The following is a 24,478-nucleotide window of genomic DNA, read 5'->3' on the forward strand; positions in this document are numbered from 1 at the left end:
GTGTCCGCTACTCCGCAGGAACGCCTGGAGGTCTCGATCTCCATCAACGGGCGGCGCTACAAGGCCCCTGTCGAGGCTCGCAAGACGCTCGCCGACTTCATCCGTGAGGACGCGCATCTGACAGGGACGAAGCTCGGTTGTGAGCACGGGGTGTGTGGTTCCTGCACCGTTCTCATCGACGACGCGCCCGCCCGCTCGTGCCTCACCCTCGCGGCTCAAGCCGACGGCCACCGGGTCCGCACGGTCGAGAGCTTGACCGAAGGGCAGGAGCTCAACGGCCTACAGCGAGCATTCCGGGAGCAGCACGGGCTCCAGTGTGGCTTCTGCACCGCCGGATTCTTGATGACTGCGACTGCGCTGCTCGAGGAGAACCCCACCCCGACCCGTGACGACATCGTTGAGACAGTCTCGGGATCGTTGTGCCGCTGCACCGGCTACCAGACCATCATCGCTGCGATCGAGCAGGCAGCAGCCGAAGGCGCGGCTGACACGCAGAAGCATGACGAGCAGGAAGGTGACGTCCTGTGAAGACGGTCGAGAAGCACCAGCACATGGACACTCCCGAGATTGCGGCGCGCTCCGTAGGCGCCCGGGTGCTGAGGTCAGAAGATCCCCGTCTGCTCAGCGGCCGCGGACAGTTCATAGCCGACATCGAGCTCCCGGGCCAGCTGCACGTCGCGTTCGTCCGAAGTCCCGTCGCACACGCCCGGATCACCCACATCGACCTCTCGGCCGTACGCGACGCCGAGGGCGTGCACCTGGCTTGGTCGGGTGCGGACGCGGCCCAGTTCTGCGAGGGCCTCGTCGGTGAGTTCGCCGTCGAAGGGTGCAACCCGACGACGATGCCGCTGCTGGCGACTGACGAGGTCCTCTACGTCGGCGAGCCGATCGCTGTTGTGGTGGCAGAGACCCGATACGCAGCGGAGGACGCCTGCGAGCTGCTCGACTGGGACTTCGAGGAACTGCCTGCCGTCGTCAACGCGGACGCGGCAGCCGCAGGCGTCGGAGTCGCGAACCCGCAGCTTCCGGACAACTTCGGTCTTCGAGGCGGCGCCTCTTTCGGCGACGTCGCGGGGGCGTTCGAGCAGGCACACCAGATCGTCGAGGGACGCTTCTACACCTGCCGGGTGTCAGCGGCGCCCATGGAGACCCGCGGCGTGATTGCGGACTACGAGTGGGCCTCGAAGTCGCTGCGCGTGTGGTCCAACACGCAGATGCCTCACTTCCTGCGCTACATGCTCACTGCCTACCTGGGGTTCCCGGAGCAGAACGTCGAGGTCATCACGCCTGACACGGGCGGAGGCTTCGGCCAAAAGGCGCACGTCTACCCGGAGGAGATGCTGCTGCCGCTGCTCGCTCGTGAGGTCGACCGCCCGGTGAAGTGGATCGAGGACCGCCGCGAGAATCTGATGGCAGGCGCTCACGCCCACGAGCAGTACGTCGACATCGCCTACGCCCTCGATGCCACGGGCAAGATCACCGCCGTCCGCACCCACGCGCTTGGAGACGGCGGCGCCTACCACGCGCCGCCGTGGTCCATGGCCGTCGAGCCCTGGTGCGCCGTGGTCATGACGCCGACCGGCCTGTACGACGCACCCGCAGCCGAGTACACCTACGCCGCCGTCGCCACCAACAAGACGCCGGTTGGGGCCTACCGCGGGGTCGGCTACATGGCCGGCACCTTCGCGCGCGAGTGCCTTGCCGACGAAGCCGCACGTGCCACGGGTATGTCGCCGTTCGAGTTCCGACGGCACAACGTCGTGCCTGAGTTCCCGTGGACGAACCCACAAGGGATCGTCTACGACGAGGGCAGCTGGCGCGAGTCCATCGACGTGCTCGAGAGCATGGTCGATTACCCGGCCTTCCTGCAGAGGCAGGCTGAGCTGCGCGCACAGGGTCGGTACATCGGACTGGGCCTCAGCTTCTTCGTGGAAAGCAGTGGAGAGAGCACCGCGGGCAGCCAGGAGCACGGACTCGGGGACGTCTACCACGACACGGCAACGGTGCGGCTCAGCCCGAACGGCACCGCCCACGTAACCATCGGACTCTCTGCTCAGGGTCAGGGTCTCGCCACGACGATGGCGCAGATGGCCGCTGACACGCTGGGGGTGAGGGTCGAGGACGTCATCGTAGAGACGGCCCGATCCACATCCCACGCATACGGGTCCGGCACCATCGGAAGTCGCGGTGCGGTGATCGCCGGTGGTGCCGTCTCCCGAGCGGCCGGCGTGGTGCGCGAGAAGATCCGTGCGGTCGCTGCGAACCTTCTCGAGGCAGCAGTCGATGATGTCGACCTGGTCGACGGAAACGCCTCGGTGAAGGGCGCGCCTGACACGTCCATCTCGATCGCCGAGGTGGCGACTGCGATCTACTTCGACATGTCCTCCTGGCCGGAGGACTTCGATCCCGTCCTTGAGGCAACCCAGGCCTACGACACGGCTCGAGCCATGTTCAGCAACGGCGCTCACGCCATGGTCGTAGAGCTCGACCCCGAGACCGGCTTCGTCCGGTTCGAAAAGGTCTTCTCCGTCGAAGACTGCGGGACGGTCATCAACCCGAACATCGTCGAGGGGCAGATCCGGGGAGGCGTCGTTCAGGGCATCGGTGCGTCGGTCTTCGAGGAACTTGCCTACGACGAGTCGGGGCAGCTCCTCACGACCACTTTCCTCGACTACGGCATCCCGACGATGGATGTCTCGCCGCCGTTCGAGATTCATCACATCGAGACGCCGTCGAAGCACTCAGCATCGGGCGTGAAGGGGATGGGCGAATCTGGTCTCATCGCAGCCCCGGCGGCAGTTCTCAACGCCGTCAACGACGCGCTGACGCCCTTCGGGGTCGTGCTGCGGGAGCTGCCCCTGAGCCCAGAGAAGATCCGCGCAGCGATGTCGGGGGCGACGGAAAGCGCCGCGCCTCAGGTGGTGGCGCCGTGACGAACACACTCGATGTCGCGCTCGTCCAGGTCGCATACGGTGACGACGAATCCGTTGCCCAGCGGGTCGATCGCGTGTGCGAGTGGATCCAGGACCTCGACCAGACTGACCTCGTCATGCTCCCCGAGCTCTGGGCCCACGGCGGGTTCGCATCGTCGACGTGGAGCTCGACCGCCGAGACGCTGTCCGGGGTTGTTATCAGTCGGCTGGCGGAGGTGGCTCGCAAGTTGAGCACCTGGATCCACGCCGGGTCGATCATCGAACGCGCCGAAGACGGCGCCGCTCGGGGCCCGCTCGGGCGTGGCCTTTGGAACACATCGGTGCTCATCTCGGCCGCCGGTGAAATCCACACGACCTACCGCAAGATCCACCGCTTCGGCTTCGGGGAAGGCGAGCCCCAGCTTCTCGAAGCCGGCGAGGAACTCGCCGTGGCGAGTCTCGAGTGGAGCGCGAACCAGACAGTGCGCGCCGGATTGGCGACCTGCTACGACCTCAGGTTCCCGGAGCTGTTCCGTTCGCTGGGGGAGCAAGGAGCCGAACTCGTCCTCCTCCCGGCGGCATGGCCGATGCCGCGGGTTGAGCACTGGCGCCTGCTCGGGCAGGCACGCGCTCTTGAGAACCAGGCCTGGGTCCTTCAGTGCAACACCGCCGGCACGCACAGCGGCGTCCAGATGGGTGGCCACAGCAGGATCGTGTCACCCGCTGGTGAGGTCGTCGCCGAACTGGGTGCCGACGAGGACGTCCTGACCGGGACGCTTGACCTGGACCTGGTGAGTCGCGTGCGTGCGGAGTTCCCTGTGCTGGGAGACCGACGGCTCTGACGTCCCAAGGGCGCGCGACCGCCGGCCGAAACGTGGATTCGGGTGCCGGTGCCCGGGCTCGACGTGCTCGCCGGGGCGGGCTCTGCGGGGGCGGAGTCCTTGAGCGACAGGCTCGAGCACCATCGCTGCCGACCGCTGTCGACCGCTGCCCCTCAGGCCGAGCCGCCAGGCGTGCGGCGGTGTTCAGCCGCCGCTGCTAGTCGCGCCACCAGCTACGACAGCACGCCTACGCCTCGTCGACCTGCTTGACGAGTCCTTGGCCGATGCCGGCTAGGTGGGGTTGCTGCGACGAAAGAGATCGATACCCGGTGGTTCTTGTGGCAGGCCGGTAGAGATGTCGGTCAGCGCACGTTCCGCACTTCAGAGCCGTCGAGAGCGACGCCGGTCGTATCCCCGCCGTCCGACGTGGGCAGCGCTCACCGGCACGGCGCGGACTGTCCGCAGTTCGCGCGGTCGCGTGATCCCGGTTGACCCAGTTGACCCCTGGCGGGCATCGGACGTCCAGCCCCGCCGCTCGAGGCAATCGACGTCACCGGGGGCTAACGCAGGTGCCCCCATTGGCCTCAGGGGTCGCTCCACTCCAGTCGAGCGACCGCGCGTTCAGCTACGCCGACCCGGCCATGTCGTCGTGGCGGCGCTTCGGGTCACCGGCGAGCCGCGGGCAAACTCGACGCACGGGCCGATCGACGGACCGGTGCTGGACGTAGTAGTTGGCTCCGGCGAGGATCCGTCCGGCACCAGAGCTTATCTAGAACGACGCGCGGCTCCGGCCAGCCGCGTGGATGACTTCGACGGCGAGACGACCTCGCGGTCAGGCGTGCGGCCGGGGGAATCGCTCGCATCGCCGCGGCAGAAAACAACGGCCGGTTCCGTGCGGTGGCGCACGGAACCGGCCGTCAATCTCGAATCCCGACGTCAGTCGGCGAGGACCCACACCTCACGGAACTTGGTGTGGAAGGTCCACGTCGAGACGTGGCCTGCTGGGAGGAACGCCTGCATCCCTGCCCTCAGATCGACCTTGGACCCGTTCTCAAGCTCGATGGTCACCTCGCCCTCAAGGACGTAGATGATCTCGTTGTACTCCAAGGTGTAGGTGGTCTTGCCTGGGTCGCACTCAAAGACCCCGGTTCCCCGCGTGCCGTTCTCGTCGCTCTCGTAGAGGGTGAAACCCCGCCCAGCGGGATCACCTTCGTGGATGGTCACCCCTACCGGCTGCCAGGTTTCCAGGTCCACCGTTGCGGACTCAACCGCCTTGATCTCGTCCATGTCGACTCCTTTGTCGGGCGCAGTCGGACGACTACGCAGTTCAGGTGTGCAGCTCCTGATGGCACCCGACTCGGTGCCACTAAGGGACGGCCCTCTACTACTGGGTCAGCTGGTCGACGAGCCAGTCGGCCATCCGCAGGCGCGGCGCCGGTCCGAGGTTGTGGCAGCAGTGATCGCCCTCCGGCTCGATGTCGATGACGAGGTCGGCGTTGACGGCAAACTCCTTGACGAGATCGACCTCGGTGATCGGGGTCTCGTCCTTCGCGCCGTGCATGATGTATGTCGGGCACTTGAGCCCGTTCAGCACTGGGCGGACGTCGATGGCGTCCTTGACGCGGAGCCGAGCAGTCTCGAGGTCAGGCGACTTGGTGACGTACTTCCAGCTCAACTTCGTCATGGGGTACTCGAAGTTCCAGTCGTCCATCTGGACGAACCCGCCCCAGGAGACGCACGCAACGAAACGGTCGTCCATCGCAGCGGCCCGCAACGCGTAGTGGCCACCGAGGCTGCGCCCGAGCACTCCAATCCTGTCGCTCGCAACCAACTCGGACTGGGTCACCAGGTGGTCGACCACCCGGCTGGTGTACCGGTCGTAGTCGCCGGCGAGCGCGACGTCCTCGAACATCTCGCCCTGCCCGGGGCCGTCGAAGGTGAACGTTGCCACACCACGCTCGAGCAAGAGGTTCTCGAACATGAACGACTCCTCCTTGGTGCTCTCGAGACCCCCGAGAAGCACCGCGCACGGGACCGGGCCTTGCGCATTCTTCGGCAGCCGCAGGTAGCCGATAATCACCGTGTCGTCGATCGGCAGGTCGATCCGGATGGCCGGAGGGTCGAGCAGCGGGGCCGCACGGTGGTAGAGCTCGGCCTTGCGGCGCTGGCCGCGGGGACGCCGCTCGTCGAACCACAGGAACTGGGCGTACTGAGCGGCCATCGACCCCACCCAGAACCAGTAGCCCGCCGTCAGCGAGTGGCCCTGCTCGAGAGCGGTGTCGCCCATTGCCTCATAGTCGTCTGCCCGCTTCATCCAGAACTCGAACCAGCTGACGCTGGGGTCGCGGTCCCGGGCGGCGATCAGGTCGGCAAAGGGCAGGCCGTCCATGAGCAGGCGGCCCCAGTTCAGCATCTCCTCCTCGGCGGTAGGAGTCTGCTGGATGTCGGTCGTCATGAGTTCTCCATCTTTTGGGGTGCGCCGCATCATCGCCAGACCTCGGGCCGGAACGGTCTACATGTTCCGACGAATCCCGCCGCACTCTTTGACGCCCTGGAGCAAAGAGGGTGTCGCGCGACCGTCCTCTACGGGTTCTGCGTAACCGACGTCCGCCTTCTTCCGACCTTGCAGCAGTCGGCTGGCGCCGGCGCCGCACACACTGCGAGCCGGATTCGCAGATCAGAAAGAGGGGCGCTCGGTGAGCAGCACACCAGGATCTTCCGGCGGACTAGGGGCGTCCGCAAAACGATACGTTGGTCAGTCGGTACGGCGGCGCGAGGATCCTCGGCTGCTGCGCGGCGATGCCAGCTTCGTCGACGACGTCGACCTGCACGGCCAGCTGTACATGAGCGTCGTTCGGTCGACGGAAGCCCATGCCCGGCTTCGGGCCGTCGACACCAGCGCCGCCCGACGCGCGCAAGGCGTACGGATGGTCATCACCGGCGATGACATCGACGCCCTGGTGCCGCTTGAGCAGATCGGCTACCACGAGGTCTACCCACAGATCGACGACTACCTGCACCCGGTGCTCGCGCGCGACAAGGTGAGGTACGTCGGTCAGCCCGTCGCAGCCGTCATCGCCGACACGCCCTACCGGGCCGAGGATGCCGCAGGGTTGGTCGAGTGCGACTACGACCTTCTGCCTCCGGTGCTGGACCCGCAGCAGGCCATGAGCGACGACGCTGCACTCCTGTTCGAAGGGCAGAGCAACGAGTCGGTACGCATCGTCAAGTCCTACGGCGATGTCGAGAGTGCGTTCGCCGACGCGGCTCACGTCGTCAGCGGACGCTACGTCGTTGGCCGGCACTCGGGCGTTCCAATGGAAACCCGAGGGTGCGTCGCCGACCCTGACCGGGGACGCAAGCAGCTGTTCATGTGGGGGCCGGTACACACCCACGACTGTCAGCGTCTGATCGCGGAGGTCCTGGGCCTGCCGTTGGGCGACCTCCGGATGAAGCACACCGACATCGGTGGGAGCTTCGGCGTCAAGGGCGGCGTGTTCCCGGAGTACATCATCGTTGGATGGGCAGCACTCCGGCTCGGTGTACCGGTGAAGTGGACTGAAGACCGGCTCGAGCACATGGTTGCCACCGCACACGCGCGCGAGCAGGTGCACGAGATGAGCGCTGCCTTCGATGCCGACGGTCGCATCCTGGCGCTGAGGGACGAGATCTGGCACAACCACGGCGCCTACATGCGTCAGGCCGAGCCGCTGGTCAGTGACATCACCGTCGGCATGGTGCCGGGCCCTTACCGCGTCCCGGCTTACGATGGAGTCCTCCACGTCGTGCACTCCAACAAGACCCCGCTCTCCGCTTACCGAGCGCCTGGCCGATATGAGGGCACCTTCGCCCGGGAGCGGCTCTTCGACGAGGCCGCCGAAGCACTAGGCATCTCGCGCGTCGAGATCAGGCGGCGGAATCTTCTTGCTGAGTCCGACCTGCCGTTCATGCCCGGAATGGACATCTGCTTCGAGCCCTATCACTTCGACTCAGGGGACGTGGCCGACCACCTCGACAAGGCGCTGGTCGCCACCGGATACGCGGCGTGGGAGGAGGAAGCCGCCGAGCTGAGGGAACAGGGCCGACTCGTGGGCAACGGCATCGGCATCCTCATGGACAAGGCCGGCCTGGGACTCTACGAGACCGGGGCGGTGGACGTGGACGCGTCGGGGCGGATCCGCGTGCGTACCGGAGCCTCATCGGTCGGGCAGGGAATCGAGACAGTGCTGGCGCAGATCGTCGGCGAGGAGCTGCAGGTCGACCCCGAGATGATCGATGTCATCCACGGTGACTCTGAGCTCGTTCCTGAGGGCGTCGGGTCCTGGTCGAGCCGGTCGACCGTCCTCGCAGGCGGAGCCGCGCGGCAGGCCGCGCTCGACACCCTCGTGAAGGCGAAACGTCTCGCGGCCGACATGTTGGAAGCCAACGTCGAGGACCTCGTCCTCGAGGACGGACGGATCCTCGTCGCTGGTACGAGCGATCGCGGTCTGAGCCTGGCCGAAATCGCAGGGCGATGGGACGGTTGGTCGGCCCGCCTGGCTGGCGACGAGCCAGGGCTGGGGGCGGAGTCGGTCTACCTCGACAACCACATGAACTATCCCTACGGGGTAACCCTGGTCCAGATCGAGATAGACCCAACTACCGGTGACCACATCCTCCGGCGCTTCATGACGAGCACGGAGGCGGGCCGCGCGATCAACCCGATGACCACCCGCGGGCAGGTCGTCGGCGCGGCGGCTCAGGGCATCGGAGGGGCTCTGTACGAGGAGTTCGTCTACGACGATGCCGGGCAACCGCTCGCGACGTCCTTCCTGGACTACCTTCTGCCCACCTCGCAGGACGTCCCGGACGTTGAGTTCTTCATGACCGAGGACGCCCCCACACCCAACAACCCGTTCGGAGCGAAGGGTCTCGGAGAGGTCGGACTCATCGCCGTGGGCGCTGCCGTCGCCGGTGCCATTGACGACGCTCTGCGCGACGGCGCCCGGATCACGAAGGTACCCGTCACGCCGGAGACCCTCTGGAGTCGCGCCAGCAAGGCGCCGCGCAACGGTGCGGTATGAGCCAGACCACCGGAACGCAGCAAATGCGTGCCGCGGTTCTGTCCAGATCCGAGTAACGGCGGCCACGGCCGACGCTCCACGCTGCTCTTACTCCGGGCGGCTCGAGATGAGCCAACGAACCCGAGATGGCCGAAGGGATCGACGTGACCATCACGAAAAGGCAGTTGATGCGCGTGCAGGGGCGCCAGCGATGAGCGGGCTGATGGCTAGCGATCTTGAACCGCGGGTCGCTTCTCGAGTGGCGCTAGCCGCGGAGAACGTCAGCAAGACATACGGCGCGACTCGAGCACTCGACGATGTCTCGCTGGAGGTGTCCGCGGGCGCCATCCACGGACTCATGGGCGGAAACGGCTCGGGAAAGTCGACGTTCATCAAGGCGCTCGCCGGGGTGGTCACGCCTGATCACGGGCGCCTCGCGCTGCGCGGGGAATGGGTCGACGCACGAGCGCACACTCCCGCTCGGGCCAAGGCTTCTGGCCTGCACTTCGTGCACCAGCAGAACTCCACGTTCCCTGACCTGACCGTCGCCGAGAACCTGGCGCTGGGCCGAGGATTCGAGTCGACGCCTCTGAAATCCATCGCCTGGGGCGCGCAGAAGACTCGAGCTCGATCAGTGCTCCAGCGTTTCGAGATCGACGTCGATCCGGACACGCCGATGGTCCGCCTCTCGCCCGCTGCGCAGATGATGGTTGCGATCGCGCGTGCCCTCCAGGACCAGGACGCAGCCGACGAGCGCGGAGTGCTTGTCCTGGACGAGCCCACGGCTAGCCTCCCGAAGCACGAAGTCGACGTTTTGCTGACCGCGCTGCGCCGCTACGCAGAGGACGGACAGACGATCATCTACGTCTCCCACCGACTCGAGGAAGTCATCTCGATCACCCAGGAGGTCACCGTCCTCCGGAACGGGCGCGTGGCCTCTCGTCTGGTCGGCGAGCAGATCAGTCACGACTCACTGGTCGCTGGAATAACCGGCGGACAGACGATTGCCGCCGCCGGCGTCTCCGCGTCCGACGGCTCGGGTCGACGCTCACCCGACGTTCCTGTCGGTGCGCCGGTGCTTACCCTCCGCAGGACGAGCCGCGATCGGCGCACGAACCACGACGCGCTCGTCCTGGGAGCCGGCGAGATCGTCGGCATCGCGGGACTTCTCGGTTCGGGCCGATCGCGACTGCTCAAGCAGGTGTTCGGGGTCGTGCCTCGAGACGGCTTGCACGTCGAGCTCTCGGGCGGTCCCCTAACCGGATCCGACGTGCGGGAGGCGATGAAGCGCGGCGTCGCGTTCGTCCCCGAGGACCGCCTGCGCGAGGCAGCACTGCCCGAGCTCAGCATCGCGGAGAACCTGTCAATCACCAACCTTCGTCAGCACTCCCGCGCAGGATGGATCAAGCCGTCGCGCGAGCGTGGCGCAGCGAAGCAGCTGATCGCGGAGTTCGCGGTGCGCGCTCCTAGCCCTTCCGCACCGCTCACCGCCCTGTCCGGCGGTAACCAGCAGAAGGTGATCTTGGCGCGTTGGCTACAACGGCGCCCAGAGATCCTCCTGCTCGATGAACCCACTCAAGGCGTCGACATCGGCGCCCGCAACGAGATTCACGAGCTAGTCCGAGCAGCCGCTGCTGCTGGCACAGCAGTTCTCGTCGTCTCATCCGACCTCGGCGAGCTCGCCGCGCTCGCACACCGCGCCGTCGTCGTGAGCGACGGCGACATCGTCGACACCGTCGATGGGCCTCTGACCGAAGACGGCCTCAACGACGCCGTGTATGCACAGGAGAAGTCGCTATGAACCACATCGCTGAGACCGACATCGACACCGCCGGGTCCCCCGGGTCGAGGGGAAGCGGTTCGCCGGTCCCGCCGCCCGCCACGGAGGTACAAGAGCAGAAAGCGGCGGAGTCGCGGACGTTCAAGGCACGGTTCGTAGCGTTCCTCGAGGCCTACGCGCTCTTGGTGCTGCTCGTAGTAATCGCTCTCTTCTTCTGCTTCTGGTCCGAGACTTCGTCGACGTTCCCGACCTTGGCGAACCTCCGCATCCTCCTCGCGAGCCAAGCGGTAATCGGCGTCATTTCGTTGGGCTTGCTGCTCCCGCTGCTCTGCCAAGAGTTCGACCTGTCGGTAGGCAACATCGCCGCACTGACGGCGATCCTCGTCGCTGACTTCGTCAGCGGCGGCGGGAACGTCGTGGCAGCGATTGTTCTCGCGCTCGTGATCGGGATGGCGATCGGCGGTGTCAACGCCCTGATCGTGACGAGGCTCCATGTCAACGGCGTCATCACCACCTTGGGCATGTCGACCATCTTGACTGGCGTCATCCTGCAGCAGACAGGCGGGCTCGCACCGTCCAGTGACATTCCGCCTGCTCTGACGAACTTCGGCATCGGCATGATCGGCGGCGTACCGGTCATCTTCATCACGTTGATCGTCATCGCTGCCATCACCTATTTCGTGCTCTGCCACACCTCGCTTGGGCGGCAGATTTACGCCGTCGGTTCGAACCTTGAGGCGGCGAAGCTGGTCGGCCTGCGCACCGACGGCCTGAAGGCGGCCACGTTCGTGGCCGGCGGCGTGCTGTGCGCTCTCGGCGGCCTGCTGTACCTGTCTCGGGCTGGTGGTGCGTCGCCGAACGTCGGCATGACGTTCACGCTTCCGGCCTTCGCGGCCGCGTTCCTCAGCGCAGCTGCCGTCCGCCCCGGCAGGTTCAATGTCTGGGGGACCATCGTCGCCGTCTACTTCCTTGCGGTGCTCAACAACGGCCTGAACCTGGCTGGCGTGGATCCGTACGTCAACGACTGGGTCAACGGCGGCGCACTCATCGTCGGAGTCGCGCTCGCGACGGTCCTCTACCGGCGCCGGACAACGTGATGCCGCAGTCCAGCGATCTGCACCCCGAACGCCCAGAGGCTGCGCCGCCGTCCGACCCATTCCGGGACCCGGCGCTCGTGAATCCCGACGCGGCAGTCGTCACGGTCTGGTCGGACATCGGCTGCCCCTGGGCCTCGCTTGCGCTGCACACACTGCGTTCCCGCGCGGACGAGCAAGACTTCGACCTGGTGATCGATCACCGCGCCTTCCCGCTCGAGCTGTTCAACAAGCGCCCCACCCCCAAGGGCATCATCGACGTCGAGGTCACGGCGATCGCAGGTCTCGTGCCGGCCATGGGTTGGCGGCCCTGGTCGGGACCGGAGTCCGAGTACGTCGTGTCGACCCTGCCAGCAATGGCGGCTGTCCAGGCGGCAAAGTTGGCGAGCGTGGGCGGCCTGAGGGCGAGCGCTGCGCTTGATGCGGCACTCCGAGACGCTTTCTACACCTCGAGCCGCTGCATCACCGTTCACAGCGAGATCCTGGACGCTGCCTCCGCTTGCGGCGCGGTGAACCTCGACGCTTTGGGCCAGGCACTCGAAAGTGGTCAGGGGTACGACGAGGTCTTCAGCCAATGGGCCACTGCGCGCGCGCTTCCCGTGCAGGGGAGCCCGCACCTGTTCGTGACTGATCGGTACGCGGAGCACAATCCGGGCGTCGATTACCACTGGACAGGTCGGCCCGGGCTCGGATTCCCGCGCTTCGATCGGTACGACGCCACATGGGCAGATGTCGTCCTTGATCTCGTCGCCACTTGAGTTGCCGCCTGTGCCCCAGCGTCAGGGGTGAGCTGCCCTCGCGCGGCCTAGGGTTCACTCATGTCGATCGAGATTGACCTGCAGGCCGTGGCCGCGGCAGTGCGGGCGCGCATCCCGGAGCTGGCTTCCACGATTGAGCAGGAAACCCTCACGCAGGTGCCCGAGCTTCGGAGCAAGGATGACCCGGTGCTGGCGGAGGCCGAGGTCCCGAGCATCCTGTCGGCTCTCACGAGCATCGTAGAGGGGCTGGCAGGGGGCAGGCAGGCGCCCGAGCGAGCCTCTGACGCAGCGCTGCGTGAAGCCCGGGTCGCCGCTCAGGCCGGCGTCGACCTCCATTCGCTGCTCCGTACCTACCGAGTCGGGCAGTCGACCATGTGGGACGTCATCTTGGAGGAGACCCTCAGGGTCGTGGACTCCGACGAGCGCCGCATCGCAGTGCTCAAGCAGGCCTCGGACTACCACTACGCGTGGAACAACAAGGTGACGGAATCGGTCATCGCGGCTTACCAGACCGAGCACAACGCCTACTTCTTCCGTAGCCAGGACCGCAAGCGACGTGCCACCGTCAACGACATCCTCCGCGGGATCCCGACGGATACCCAGCAGCTCGGTTACAACCTGCGCACGGAGCACCTAGCTGTCGTGGCTTGGGGCCGATCGCCGGAGGCAAACATCCGCTCGCTCGCGGTGGCTCTTGAAGCACGTCATCTCACGGTGAGCGGCACCTCCGGCACCTATCTGGGGTGGATCGGAGGAACGGCACTCCGCCGCGTGCTCGACGAACGACCGCAGGCGGTCAAGGTCATGCCCGAGACGTTCCTCGCCTTGGGCGACGTTGAACAGGGCATCGAGGGTTTCCGGCTCAGCCATCGGCAAGCCTGGCAGGCGTATCGAGTGAGCAAGCTCCGCCCTCAGCCCGCGGTTTGGTACGTCGATGTCGCACTCGAGTCCCTGCTCCTGCGGGACCGCCAGGCGGTTCGGGACTTCGTGGCTCGCGAACTAGCCGCCCTGGACGAGGGCGACAGCCGCGGCGACGTCCTCCGGTCCACGCTGGAGGCCTACTTCCGTTGCGGCCAGAACGCCGCGTCAACGGCTCAGGCCATCCATGTGCACGAACGGACGGTGGCCTACCGCCTACGGTCGATCGAGTCTCGTCTCGGTGTGACCATCAGCGCGCGACGCGACGAGCTGGCAGTCGCGCTGCGGCTCGCGAACCTGCTCAAGGACGTCGAGGGCCTGGGGGATCAGGACGGCGACGTCGGTGCCGGCCCTGAACTTGAATCGCCGCCCCTGTAAGGGCTGGGGTCATTGTGGTGTAGGCGGTGATCCGGCTCTGTCTTTGTCGGACTGCGTAGTGGTCCGGGCCACTACCTCTCGCGAGACTCCTCGGACTGTCCGTTGAGAGGGAGGTTCGCATGTTCGAAGCGAATCGATTGCGATCGCCGCGGGAGCTCTGCTGCTCGCGACTGGTGCGGCCGTGAAGCCGCCGCCGTTCGACTACGCCGTGGCGTCCGACCTGAACGAGGCATTCGCCCTCCTCGAGGCCGACGAGGACGCCAAGGTCATCGCTGGCGGGCAGAGCCTCATCCCGCTGCTGAGCCTGCGGTTCGCCAGTCCGACGCTCTTGGTGGACATCTCCCGCATCCGGGAGCTGCGTGCCATCCGATGTGTCGGCGAGACCCTGAGCATCGGGGCGCTGGCCCGGCACTCGGACATCGAGACCGATGCCGCGGTCGCCACGTACGCCCCTCTTCTGGCTGCAGCAGCGACCTGGGTAGCGCATCCGCAGATCCGCAACCGCGGCACCTTCGGCGGGGCAATTGCACACAGCGACAGCGCAGCTGAGTTTCCAGCTGTGCTGCTCGCGATGGGAGCGACGATCGTCACCCGCTCGTCGGCTGGTGAGCGCCGAACGGCCGCCCGCGACTTCTTCGGGTCCCACTTCCAGACCAGCCTTCAGCACGGAGAGCTCGTGACCGCCGTCGAGGTCCCGGGCGGTGATGCTGGGACTCGATGGGGCTTCTCCGAGTTCGCGCGCCGCAAGGGTGACTACGCCATCGGGGGTGCGGCCGTCCATGCCCGCGTCGATGCTTCAGGGACCTGTGTCGCTGCAAGCGCTGGTTTGATCGCTGCTGGACCCGGACCGACGCCGGCGGACGACCTGGACCTGGAGCTCGTCGGCCGCCGGGTCACCGAGGACGACGCGCGACGCGCTGTCGATCGGGCGACTCAAGGGCTGACGCCCGAATCCAACGTCCACGGAAGCTCCGAGTTTCGGCGAGCTGTCATTGGAGAGTCGCTCCGCCGCGCCCTGCACCAGGCCTTCGGACTGCCGACCGTCGACTTCAGGAGGACATCCGCATGAAGACTCACATCACCGTCAACGGGGAGGGTCACGAGCGCGATGTCGAGCCCCGGATGCTGCTCTCGGACTACCTGCGCCATGAACTTGGATTGACCGGCACGAACGTGGGCTGCGAGCACGGAGTGTGTGGCAGCTGCACCGTGCTGCTAGATGGGGAGCCGGTCCGTTCCTGCACCATGCTGGCCGTTCAAGGTGCCGGCCGGCGGGTGACCACCGTCGAGGGTCTGGCCACCGAGTCTGATCTGCACCCGTTGCAGGAGGCGTTCTCCGCGTGCCATGGGCTCCAGTGCGGCTTCTGCACGCCGGGCATGCTGATGACGCTGTTGCCGGTGTACAACAAGGGCGAGCGGCTGAGCGACGAGGAGATCCGCGAGGCGATCAGCGGGAACCTCTGCCGCTGCACCGGCTATCAGCAGATCGTCGAGTCCGCGCATAAGGCCCTTGACCATGCCGCCGCACTCGTCGAGGGCGGCGAGGACACAGCGGCTGACTGACGGCCGCCAGCTGAGAACCTGGGCTCGGCGTACACCCGGGCGGCGCCGGAATGGCAGGGGACGCTGCCTTGGCTGACCCGAACGTGGCCCGTCGTGGTTCGCCCGGCACCTCTCGGGCGCTCCCAACCGCATCGGGATCGGATGGGCCCGCCTGATTCCGTATCCCACGCGCCCCGCGTGAGCGCCTCGTACTGGGTTTGCGTCGGTCTGAAGGCACGGCGGGGTGAACCCAGCATCATCACGTTCTGTGCACTTCCGCAGGTATGCGGGTCGCATTTGTTCGACTGGACGTGATGCGAAGCGTGCCAGCCACGCCAGCATCGGCGTTCACCAGGCACGCCGCCTCGGCCCTGCCCGCCATCAACGAGGGAGTCGGCGGCAGAAGCGTCATGCGATGAGCGCAGGGCGCCGGACAACGCAAAGCACGTCACCGACGCAAGGTTCAACAGATGCCCCCTGCCGACCACCACAAGGTGCTCTTCGAGCCGATCGAGATCGGCCCGAAGACCCTCCGCAACCGCTTCTACAACGTCCCGCACGGCACCGCCTACGGAACCCAGCGGCCGGCTACCTGGGCGGCGTACCGGGCCGTCCGCGCGGAGGGCGGATGGGCGGCGGTCTCCACGGAGTTCTCGAGTGTCGGCCCGAGCAGCGACGAGGTTCCGCTGCACTCCAGTGACATCTGGGACGACGAGGACGTTCGTAGGCACAAGCTCATGGTCGATTCGGTGCATAAGCACGGGGCGTTAGCGGCCATCGAGCTCCACCATGGAGGCGCCCACGCGATGCGTCGGCTCTCGCGGGAACCGGCCCTCTCGCCTTCCGGCCTCGCGCCCGAGCTCCCTCCGCCCTTCGGCCCACCAGGAACGCCGAAAGCCATGACCAGGGACGACATCGAGAGGGTCCAGCTGGACTTCGTCGCGGCAGCGCTGAGGGCCCGCGATGCCGGCTACGACGTCGTGAACGTACTCGCCGGGTATGGCTACCTCTTCGCTCAGTTCCTGTCGCCCTTCCACAACCACCGGGTTGACGCTTACGGCGGCTCGTTGGAGAACCGCGCCCGGTTCTGGGTGGAGACGCTCGCGCGGATCCGCGACGCCGTAGGTACTGATTGCGCCATCGCCACGCGGATGTCCGTCGAGACCCAAGGGCCCTGGGGGCACACCATCGACGAGAGCGTGGCTTTGGTTGGCATGGCTGACCGGTTCGTTGACCTGTGGGACCTCAACGTCGGGTCCGTGCTGGACTGGGCAAGCGACATCAGTCCTTCAAGGCTCATCCCGGAAGGCAGCAACCTGCCGGTCTTCGAACGGATACGCCACGCGACGACGAAGCCCATCGTCGGAGTCTCGCGATGGACCAGTCCCGACCTCATGGCGCAGGCGGTGCGTTCGGGGGTCATCGACATCATCGGATCCGCCCGGCAGTCCATCGCAGATCCCTTCTTCCCCCAGAAGATCCACGATGGCCGCATCGAGGACGTCCGCGAGTGCATGGGTATCAACCTGTGCATCAGCAGCCTCGACCGAGGAAACCTCACCTGTGCTCAGAACGCGACCGCCGGCGAGGAGTACCGGCGCGGGTGGCATCCCGAGCGGTTCGAGCCGCTCGCGCGACCTGAGGTAGGAGTCTTGGTCGTGGGCGCTGGTCCAGCGGGTATGGAGGCTGCGATCGGCTTGGCCAGACGAGGGGCCGAGATGGTGCACCTCGTCGACGCTGCTGAACACCTCGGTGGGCACCTTCGACCCGCGGTGGAGCTGCCGGGCCTACAGGAGTGGCGACGATTCATCGATCACCGGTCGATCCAGATAGACGGGCTGCCGAACGTGCAGTTCATCGGGTCGACCAGGCTGACCGCCGCCGACGTCCGGGACTACGGCGCATCGCACGTAATCCTTGCTACCGGCGCCCGCTGGCTCAGCACGGGAGTGACCCCTCAGACGCACGGCCCACTCGAAGGAGTAGCAGAGGGGGCGGACTGGATCTTCACGCCCGAGCAGATCCTCGTCCATGGCCGGCGCCCGGCGCTGGGCAGCCGTGTCACGGTTTACGACGCGGAGGGCATCTACATGGGCACGGGTATAGCCCAGCTTCTTGCCGACGAAGGCTTCGACGTCTGCATCGTCACCCCGCACGACCAGGTGGGCGCCGAGGGAGACCTGACGTTGGACGGCCCTGCTGTTCGCAGGTCTCTGCATCGGAGCGGTGTGGGCATGCACCGCGCGATCGTCCTGACCGCGGTCGAGCAGGGACGCGTCTTCGGAGCGGGTGAGTTCGAAGAGCCGTTCTCGTGCGAGACCGACGCCCTCGTACTGGTCACCATGCGTTCCCCGCTGGACCAGCTGTACGGCGAGCTCGTCGATGATCGCGCGGCGCTGACTGCCGCCGGCATCGAAGCGGTCTTCTGCATCGGCGACGCCCTCTCCCCGCGGCCAATCGCTGAGGTTACGTTCGATGGGCACCGCTTGGCCCGGGAGTTCGAGTCACCCAATCCTGCGGTCGCGCTGCCCTACAAGCGCGAGCCGCTGCACTTGGAGCTCCCGGACGGAGACCTGTTCCTCGGGGGGCGGAGTCGGTGACTCAACGCTCCGGCGCGCTTTCTCAACGCGAAAGGTCGCGGTGCGGCACCGTCGCCCCGGGCCTGCCTGCCATCCACGCCCCTGCTCCCACCTCGCGGCAGAGAAGACAGTCGCCGCGCCACGAACCCCCCTATCTCACCCGTGCAGGTGCGACGCTCCGGGGAGCGCCAATCAGCGGGTCCGACTCTGAAGAGGCGCTCTTTTGATCACCTACGGCTTGCTTGCTCTCGCGATCGCGGTCGAGGTGATGGCCACCCTCGCGCTGCGTGCCTCAAACGGCTTCAGCCGCTTGGTGCCAACCCTCGTCGTCCTAGCTGGATACGGCGCCTCGTTCTACCTGCTCTCCGTGGTGCTCCAGCGCGGCCTGGCCATCGCGGTCGTCTATGCCCTCTGGTCCGCGGCCGGAATCGTGCTCATCACCATCATCGGAGCAGCATTCCTCGAGCAACACCTGTCGTCGGTACAAGTCGCGGGGATCGCCTTGATCGTCGGGGGAGTGCTCGCGCTTGAGCTTGGGGCCAGCGGACACACGTGACCGCGGCGAGACCGCGGCGGCCGCGCTCAGTCCAAGGCCTACTCGTCGGTCTCTGGCGGTGGACTCGGGCGATGCTCATCGGACTGTGCGCCTGCAGCAGTCCCGCGAAGTGCTTCATGCGTGAGATGGTCGTAGCTCAGGAACTTGACGCGATCGCGACCGGCCGCTCGGCCGAGGGCTAGCTCGGCGTCGTTGATTCTTCGCCAGCCCGCGGCGTCGATGACATCAGAACAGCGCTGGCGGACCAGGTCGGCGAACTGGTCACTTGTCCTGGCCGGCTGCGGCAGTTTTCCCCGTCGAAGGTCTTCCAGCATCGAGACGACGGTCTCGGCGGAATCGGCTCGGTTCGTGCCGATCACTCCGTTCGAACCCCGCTTGATCCAGCCCGCGCAGTACAGCCCGGGTAATGGTTCGCCGGATTGGGCCTGTATACGACCTGCGACATGGGGGGTGGTGCCCGTCACCTCGTCGAAGGGGATCCCCGGCGCCGGTCGACCCCGAAAGCCGACCGACCGGATGACCAGCGACGTCGGCACCGTCTCCAACCCCCCTAGCGGATCCTCGAGAACGATGCCGGCGACCGCGTCCGTCCCGACAACCTCGACCGGCGTCCTCCGATAGCGCAGGACAATCCGCCTCCTATCGCGCCGCGGAGTGCGATCAGCGGCAGCGCGGACCGTCGCTCGGCGGCGCTCGAAGAGGGCAGGAGCCATCCTGGACTGCACCGCGAGGATCTCCTCACGCGTGACTGATACCTCGTCGGAACGGGCAATGAGGTCGACTGTGTCCAGCCGCGACAGGGCGAGCAGCTCGGCCGTTCCGTAGGCAGCGTGGGCTTGACCGCGCCGTCCCACAACCACGACCTCGGTGATTGCGCTCGCGCTGAGCGCCTTGATGGCGAGGTCGGACATGGACGTGTGCTCGTAGGCTTCGACCGGCTGAGCCAGGACCCTTGCCACGTCGAGAGCTACGTTGCCGTTGCCGATGACGACCGCTCGATGACCTCTGAAGTCGAACCGCTGATCGGCGAAGTCGGGGTGGCCGTTGTACCAACCCACAAACTCCCTGGCCGACACAACGCCCGGCAGATCCTCGCCCGGAACGCCGAGCTTGCGGTCGTCCGTTGACCCGCCGGCCCACAGCACGGAGTGGTGGTGCTCAAGAAGCTCGGGAATTGTGACGTCGTGACCCACGTCGACGTTGAAAAAACAGTGCACGTTCGGCCGGTGCAGTACTCGCTCAAAGCGATCGCCGATGAGCTTCGTGCGTTGGTGGTCTGGTGCGACTCCGGATCTCACCAGCCCGAAGGGCGCGGGCTGCCTCTCGAGCACGGTGACCGTGCATCTTGGCAGTTCGCTGAGCTCGGCAGCGGCGTACATCGCTGAGGGCCCCGAACCCACGATCGCAACACTCAAGCGGCTGTGTTTGGGGACTTCGTGCCTCGTCACTGCCGGGGGCACAACGTCGCGAAGCGGACGGGTCGCGAAGTAGTCGGCGTTGATGTCACGGAAATCGCTGAGTTCCGGCGGAAGGGCGTCTTCATGGTGGATGGCCCCAACCGGGCAAGCCCTGGCGCAGGCGCCGCAGTCGATACAACTTGCTGGGTCGATGTACAGCTGCTCGGTGGAGACGAAGTCCTGATCGCCCGGACGTGGCCGGATGCACTGCACCGGGCAAACCGCGACACAGGAGGCGTCGTTGCAGCACCCCTGACCGATGACGAAGGTCATCGCTTGTCGCCCGGTCCCGCTGAAAGGAATCCGCCAGCACAGTCCGGGCCAGTCCGGGACCGATCCATCCCGCGCAGGGCACCATCAGCGGCGCGGCGAGAACTTCCGTGCGCTTGACTCCAGACCATCGGTCCAGGGTCGACCAACTGGTTCGCCGGCTCCTTGTCCGATACCAGCAAGCGAGCGCGCGTCTTTGCCGCAGTCAGACGAGGTGCACGACCGGAGCCATCCATACATTGCCGAAGTGACGCCAGCCCATGGACGACCCGGCTCGAGGAGGCCGGGGCGTCATGCCGCCGCCGACCCGGTCCGGCGTCAGCCGACCGTCGCGCGAGCGCACGGGAGACCTTCTGGCGAACCGGTGCGACGCCCCCTCCGCCGACGGGGTCGCTTCCGCTACGGACGACTCCCTGGTCCGGGATTGCGGACCATGTCGGGCTGCTCAGCTGGCAGGCGAGGTCTCTGATCACGATCTGCCTGTCTGTCGCGTCGACCCGAAGCAGGCAACGGCCGGAACAGAAAGGAAGGCTCCTATGCGTGACGTGTTGGACGAGCTGCTCGAGTGGTGGAGGAGCGGCGCACCGATAGGGCTGGCGACCGTCGTCGCAACCTCGAGCTCTGCACCACGCGAGCCCGGGGCAGCGATGGCCGTAGGCCCCGACGGTCGGGTTGTGGGGTCGGTCTCCGGCGGCTGTGTGGAGGGCGCCGTGTATGACCTCGCCGGCGGGGTGGTCGCCGAAGGGGTCCCGGTACTGGAGCACTACGGATACTCCGACTCCGACGCCTTCGCTGTGGGTCTGACCTGCGGAGGCGAGTTGGACGTGTTTGTCGAGCGCGTCGACCGAGAGACGTTCCCCGAGCTGGGCGACGTCGCAGCCGACATCCGACGCGGCGCACCCGTGGCCATCGCCACCGTCATCGATCACCCCGACCTCAACTGGCGGGGCCGACGACGGGTGCTCCGAGGCAATGAGACGGCTTCCGGCACAGTCGGCAGTGACCGAGCGGACGAGGCGATCGCCGCCGACGCCTTGGGCCTACTCGAATCAGGCCACAACGGGCTTCTGCACTACGGGCCCGACGGCCAGCGGCTTGGCGAGGGGATGACCGTCTTCGTGCAGTCGTTTGCGCCACCGCCCCGAATGATGGTTTTTGGTGCGATCGACTTCGCCGCCGCGGTCGCGAAGATGGGGTCCTTCCTGGGTTACGACGTGACGGTCTGCGACGCCCGGCCGGTATTTGTGACGCGCGCCCGGTTCCCTGACGCCAATGACGTCGTCCTCGATTGGCCCCACAGGTACCTGCACGACGAGAACATCGCGGGGCGCGTCGACCAGCGCACGGTCATCACCGTGCTTACGCACGACCCCAAGTTCGATGTGCCCCTGCTTCGCGCGGCCATCGAGCTCGACGTGGCGTACATCGGCGCAATGGGTTCGCGGCGAACTCACGCCGACCGGCTTGCACGTCTCCTCGATGCAGGGGCCACGCACGAGCAACTGGCGCGCATTTCCAGCCCGATCGGTCTGGATCTGGGTGGCCGCACACCGGAGGAGACTGCCGTCAGCATCGCCGCGGACATCATCTCGGCTCGGTGGGGCGGAACCGGCGAGCCGCTACGTGACCTGTCCGGCTCGATCCACCACGAACGGGGAGATCGAACCCGATGAGCGCGCCGATCAAGGTGGACGACGTAGGTGAGATCGCTGACCGACTGCGGTCAACGGGTTACCTATGCGGACCGGACCTTGCAACGACCACCTACCTGGCCATACGGATGGGTCGTCCCCTTCTTCTGGAGGGCGAACCGGGGACGGGAAAGACCGCCCTGGCTGAAGCACTGGCCGATGCCTGGCAGGTGCCGCTGGTGCGTCTGCAGTGCTACGAGGGAATCGATGTCACCCAAGCGTTGTACGACTGGGACTTCCCCCGCCAGGTGCTGCACTTGCGCGCGATGGAAGCGAACGGCAAGGCCAGCTCGACTGGATTGGAGCACGCCGACAAAGGACTCTATGACGAGCGATTCCTCCTAGCTCGTCCGGTCCTGGCGGCACTTCAACAGAGTCCCTCGGTGCTGCTGATCGACGAGGTGGACCGCGCCGACGACGAGTTCGAGGCCTTCCTTCTTGAAGTCTTGTCTACCTTTCAGGTGACCATCCCGGAGTTCGGGACTGTAAGCGCCGCCGTGCCTCCCGTGGTGGTCCTGACCTCCAACAGGACGCGGGAACTCCACGACGCGCTGAAGCGCCGATGTCTCTACCACTGGGTGGACCACCCGAGCCTCGATGGAGAGGTCGCAATCGTTCGCTCAAGGGCACCCGAGGTGAGCGCGTCACTGGTGCAGCAAGTAGCGGGCTTCGTCCAGCAGTTGCGTGAAGAGGCGCAGTTGGTCAAGCCGCCAGGGGTGGCCGAGTCCCTGGACTGGGCCAGGGCGCTCCACCACCTAGGCGCGACGGAGCTGAACCTAGAAAATGCAGCTGCCAGCCTTGGGGCTTTGGTCAAGTACCGCGAGGACGCCGACCGGCTGAGGGCATCATTGGAGAGCATGTTGTCCTGATCTCGCGCCCGGCGAGAAGCCCGGTACGGACGATTTGTTCCCACCCGGCTCGATCGTGGACCGCGCCCATCGGACCGACTCTGTTACGTCGCCAGCTCGACCGTGTCCCCGACCGCAACTCGGCCGGGTTCGACGACGTCCGCGTACGACCCGAACAGCACGGACGGTCCCCATGAGCTGGGGGTCGCTCCGCGCACTACGCGTATCCGCCGCTGGACCCGCAACGAGCGATCGGCGTCCCAGGGCCGGTGTTCCACTGCCAGGCACCGAGGTATGCCTCCGCGAAGACGCAACGAGCTTCCGCCCACCACGATGACGCGTCCGTCCCACCGGTCCTCGACGAACGGCTGACTGCCCAGGTCGACGGTCAGATTCAATCGGAACCGGCGTGAGTCGATCGGGCGTCCGTCCGATTCCGTCCCCAGCGCAGCGAGAGAGGCCGTTGACTGCAACGTGACGGGGTGGACGTCGTAGCCGCCGCCCGGCTCCAGACAACGCGCGAGCCGCAGCCGTCGACCGGCCAGGTCGGACAGCCACTCGTCCCACGGGCCAGGCGCCCAAGTCCCAGCCACCACGCGATCATCGAAGTCGAATAGACGGCTCTCACCCGGGTGTCCCAGCTCGGCCGATACCTCAGGCGTCGCGCCGCGCCCGATGACGTACTGGTCGCTCTCGGGGTCGTACGAAGTCCAGTAACCCAGGAAGACCGGGTCCTTGGGTACTGAGTAGAGGCGCCCGTCGATGTCGACCACGAAGAACTCCCGGTTCCCGACGACGCCGGTACTTTCCAGCATGACGGACGGCACGTCACGCACCGCGAAACCCTTGGTCGCTGCAACGTGCAGGCCGGTCACATGCCCGCTTGCACGAACCGCTTCTGTCATCGGCAACCCTCCAGTGAGGCCGTCAGTGCTCGGGATCCAGCTGCGTGCGTCAGTCCGGATGGTGCAGGGGTGTCGCGAAGCGCCGACCTAGAGTTCGGCCCTGCTGATGATCACCCGAGCACACCGGACGGCGGGCCATGCAAGCCGCCGATCCAAGCGACCGCAACGGCGATCGCTCGAGAGGTTGATGCGACATCATGGACTCGCACGTAGTCGGCGCCAGCCGTAGTCGCCAGAGCTGAGGTCACGGCGGTCAGGTCGTCACGCGCACGGGGACTGCGGGCGTCCGCAACGACGTCCCCCAGGAACCGCTTGCGGGACGTGCCGACCATGATCGGGAGTCCGAGTGCAGAGCGAAGGACGGGCAAGGACTGCAGCAGGCACCAGTTGTGCGGGCCGGTCTTCGCGAAGCCGATGCCCGGGTCCACGATCAGCTGGGCGTTCCCCACGCCGGCATCGAGCGCGGCATCGACGGACTGCGACAGTTCCGCGACGACCTCGGCGACAACGTCGCTGTACACCGCGTGGCGGTCCATCTCGCGGCTTGGCGCGCGCCAGTGCGAAAGGATCAGCGTTGCGTCGTAGTCAGCAGCCACATCGAGGATGGCTGGGTCGAAGCGACCGCCGGAGACGTCGTTGACGATTGTTGCGCCGGCGTTTAGTGCCGCAGCCGCCACCGACGCATGCATCGTGTCGATGCTGACTCGCAAGCCGGCTCGTGCGAGACGCTCGACCACTGGGAGGACTCGGTGTAGCTCGACATCCGTCGGAACGGCCTCCGCGCCGGGGCGGGTCGACTCCCCGCCGACGTCCACCGCCCAGGCGCCGGCTGAGCTGAGCTCGTGGCCCCGCCGAACCGCCGCGTCGACGTCGACGTAGCGGCCGCCGTCCGAGAACGAGTCAGGCGTCACGTTGAGCACTCCGAAG

General features: G+C 66.6%; 19 protein-coding genes. 14 read left to right on the forward strand and 5 right to left on the reverse strand.

Features of this window, described 5'->3' with window-relative positions:
* Genes QWY28_RS05330 through QWY28_RS05340 form a run of 3 tightly spaced genes read left to right on the forward strand, consistent with a single transcriptional unit; the run spans position 1 to position 3,754 of the window.
* Positions 1-528: a (2Fe-2S)-binding protein gene (locus QWY28_RS05330; protein ID WP_300951250.1), complete on the forward strand. Its 528-nt coding sequence runs from the start codon at positions 1-3 to the stop codon at positions 526-528.
* The gene (locus QWY28_RS05335; RefSeq protein ID WP_300951252.1) at positions 525-2,933 is read left to right on the forward strand and encodes a xanthine dehydrogenase family protein molybdopterin-binding subunit; all 2,409 of its coding nucleotides are present in this window, start codon (positions 525-527) and stop codon (positions 2,931-2,933) included. Before QWY28_RS05330 ends, QWY28_RS05335 begins: the two co-directional genes overlap by 4 nt.
* Complete coding sequence (locus QWY28_RS05340; RefSeq protein ID WP_300951253.1) at positions 2,930-3,754, forward strand: carbon-nitrogen family hydrolase; 825 nt, start codon at positions 2,930-2,932, stop codon at positions 3,752-3,754. Before QWY28_RS05335 ends, QWY28_RS05340 begins: the two co-directional genes overlap by 4 nt.
* A 915-nt stretch (positions 3,755-4,669) precedes the next feature.
* Here QWY28_RS05340 and QWY28_RS05345 read toward each other — a convergent pair.
* Both QWY28_RS05345 and QWY28_RS05350 read right to left on the reverse strand, forming a co-directional pair.
* Entirely contained in the window at positions 4,670-5,020 is a 351-nt protein-coding gene (locus tag QWY28_RS05345) for a cupin domain-containing protein (protein WP_300951254.1), read from the reverse strand.
* 97 nt (positions 5,021-5,117) lie between these two features.
* The gene (locus tag QWY28_RS05350; RefSeq protein ID WP_300951255.1) at positions 5,118-6,188 is read right to left on the reverse strand and encodes an alpha/beta hydrolase family protein; all 1,071 of its coding nucleotides are present in this window, start codon (positions 6,186-6,188) and stop codon (positions 5,118-5,120) included.
* 241 nt (positions 6,189-6,429) lie between these two features.
* Between QWY28_RS05350 and QWY28_RS05355 the strand changes: the two genes are divergently transcribed.
* The 9 genes from QWY28_RS05355 (at position 6,430) to QWY28_RS05395 (ending at position 18,380) form a co-directional block, all read left to right on the forward strand.
* A complete protein-coding gene (locus tag QWY28_RS05355; protein ID WP_300951256.1) occupies positions 6,430-8,796 on the forward strand; it encodes a xanthine dehydrogenase family protein molybdopterin-binding subunit in 2,367 nt (788 codons plus the stop codon).
* Positions 8,797-8,986: 190 nt separating this feature from the next.
* Positions 8,987-10,576: a sugar ABC transporter ATP-binding protein gene (locus QWY28_RS05360; RefSeq protein ID WP_300951257.1), complete on the forward strand. Its 1,590-nt coding sequence runs from the start codon at positions 8,987-8,989 to the stop codon at positions 10,574-10,576.
* A complete protein-coding gene (locus QWY28_RS05365; RefSeq protein ID WP_300951258.1) occupies positions 10,573-11,652 on the forward strand; it encodes an ABC transporter permease in 1,080 nt (359 codons plus the stop codon). The genes QWY28_RS05360 and QWY28_RS05365 overlap by 4 nt, the downstream gene beginning before the upstream one ends.
* Positions 11,652-12,407: a DsbA family oxidoreductase gene (locus QWY28_RS05370; RefSeq protein WP_300951259.1), complete on the forward strand. Its 756-nt coding sequence runs from the start codon at positions 11,652-11,654 to the stop codon at positions 12,405-12,407. The genes QWY28_RS05365 and QWY28_RS05370 overlap by 1 nt, the downstream gene beginning before the upstream one ends.
* A gap of 60 nt (positions 12,408-12,467) precedes the next feature.
* Positions 12,468-13,703, forward strand: a complete 1,236-nt coding sequence (locus QWY28_RS05375) for a PucR family transcriptional regulator (RefSeq protein WP_300951260.1) — start codon at positions 12,468-12,470, stop codon at positions 13,701-13,703.
* A gap of 181 nt (positions 13,704-13,884) precedes the next feature.
* Positions 13,885-14,772 carry an FAD binding domain-containing protein gene (locus tag QWY28_RS05380; RefSeq protein ID WP_300951261.1) on the forward strand — a complete coding sequence of 296 codons (888 nt, stop codon included), beginning with the start codon at positions 13,885-13,887 and terminating at the stop codon, positions 14,770-14,772.
* Positions 14,769-15,266 (forward strand): (2Fe-2S)-binding protein, encoded by a 498-nt coding sequence (locus tag QWY28_RS05385; RefSeq protein ID WP_300951262.1) that lies wholly within the window; start codon positions 14,769-14,771, stop codon positions 15,264-15,266. Before QWY28_RS05380 ends, QWY28_RS05385 begins: the two co-directional genes overlap by 4 nt.
* A gap of 449 nt (positions 15,267-15,715) precedes the next feature.
* Positions 15,716-17,845: an oxidoreductase gene (locus QWY28_RS05390; RefSeq protein WP_300951263.1), complete on the forward strand. Its 2,130-nt coding sequence runs from the start codon at positions 15,716-15,718 to the stop codon at positions 17,843-17,845.
* Between the two features lie 202 nt (positions 17,846-18,047).
* On the forward strand, positions 18,048-18,380 hold the full coding sequence (locus QWY28_RS05395) for a DMT family transporter (protein WP_300951264.1): 333 nt from the start codon (positions 18,048-18,050) through the stop codon (positions 18,378-18,380).
* Between the two features lie 38 nt (positions 18,381-18,418).
* On the opposite strand, the gene QWY28_RS05400 is transcribed toward QWY28_RS05395, so the two are convergent.
* On the reverse strand, positions 18,419-20,110 hold the full coding sequence (locus QWY28_RS05400; protein WP_300951265.1) for a 4Fe-4S binding protein: 1,692 nt from the start codon (positions 20,108-20,110) through the stop codon (positions 18,419-18,421).
* Between the two features lie 533 nt (positions 20,111-20,643).
* Between QWY28_RS05400 and QWY28_RS05405 the strand changes: the two genes are divergently transcribed.
* Positions 20,644-21,780: an XdhC family protein gene (locus QWY28_RS05405; RefSeq protein WP_300951266.1), complete on the forward strand. Its 1,137-nt coding sequence runs from the start codon at positions 20,644-20,646 to the stop codon at positions 21,778-21,780.
* Positions 21,777-22,667 carry an AAA family ATPase gene (locus tag QWY28_RS05410; protein WP_300951267.1) on the forward strand — a complete coding sequence of 297 codons (891 nt, stop codon included), beginning with the start codon at positions 21,777-21,779 and terminating at the stop codon, positions 22,665-22,667. The genes QWY28_RS05405 and QWY28_RS05410 overlap by 4 nt, the downstream gene beginning before the upstream one ends.
* A gap of 83 nt (positions 22,668-22,750) precedes the next feature.
* Here QWY28_RS05410 and QWY28_RS05415 read toward each other — a convergent pair whose 3' ends face one another.
* Complete coding sequence (locus QWY28_RS05415) at positions 22,751-23,482, reverse strand: MOSC domain-containing protein (protein ID WP_300951268.1); 732 nt, start codon at positions 23,480-23,482, stop codon at positions 22,751-22,753.
* A 179-nt stretch (positions 23,483-23,661) separates the two neighbouring features.
* The gene (gene folP / locus QWY28_RS05420; RefSeq protein ID WP_300951269.1) at positions 23,662-24,471 is read right to left on the reverse strand and encodes a dihydropteroate synthase; all 810 of its coding nucleotides are present in this window, start codon (positions 24,469-24,471) and stop codon (positions 23,662-23,664) included.
* Between the last annotated feature and the right edge of the window lie 7 nt (positions 24,472-24,478).

Source organism: Nocardioides oceani (genome assembly GCF_030412965.1).
GTDB lineage: Bacteria > Actinomycetota > Actinomycetes > Propionibacteriales > Nocardioidaceae > Nocardioides > Nocardioides oceani.

Coding starts and splice junctions, on each gene's coding strand:
- QWY28_RS05345 (WP_300951254.1), bottom strand. CDS start 5,020: ATGGACGAGATCAAGGCGGTTGAGTCCGCAACGGTGGACCTGGAAACC.
- QWY28_RS05350 (WP_300951255.1), bottom strand. CDS start 6,188: ATGACGACCGACATCCAGCAGACTCCTACCGCCGAGGAGGAGATGCTG.
- QWY28_RS05360 (WP_300951257.1), top strand. CDS start 8,987: ATGAGCGGGCTGATGGCTAGCGATCTTGAACCGCGGGTCGCTTCTCGA.
- QWY28_RS05365 (WP_300951258.1), top strand. CDS start 10,573: ATGAACCACATCGCTGAGACCGACATCGACACCGCCGGGTCCCCCGGG.
- QWY28_RS05370 (WP_300951259.1), top strand. CDS start 11,652: ATGCCGCAGTCCAGCGATCTGCACCCCGAACGCCCAGAGGCTGCGCCG.
- QWY28_RS05375 (WP_300951260.1), top strand. CDS start 12,468: ATGTCGATCGAGATTGACCTGCAGGCCGTGGCCGCGGCAGTGCGGGCG.
- QWY28_RS05385 (WP_300951262.1), top strand. CDS start 14,769: ATGAAGACTCACATCACCGTCAACGGGGAGGGTCACGAGCGCGATGTC.
- QWY28_RS05390 (WP_300951263.1), top strand. CDS start 15,716: ATGCCCCCTGCCGACCACCACAAGGTGCTCTTCGAGCCGATCGAGATC.
- QWY28_RS05400 (WP_300951265.1), bottom strand. CDS start 20,110: ATGACCTTCGTCATCGGTCAGGGGTGCTGCAACGACGCCTCCTGTGTC.
- QWY28_RS05405 (WP_300951266.1), top strand. CDS start 20,644: ATGCGTGACGTGTTGGACGAGCTGCTCGAGTGGTGGAGGAGCGGCGCA.
- QWY28_RS05410 (WP_300951267.1), top strand. CDS start 21,777: ATGAGCGCGCCGATCAAGGTGGACGACGTAGGTGAGATCGCTGACCGA.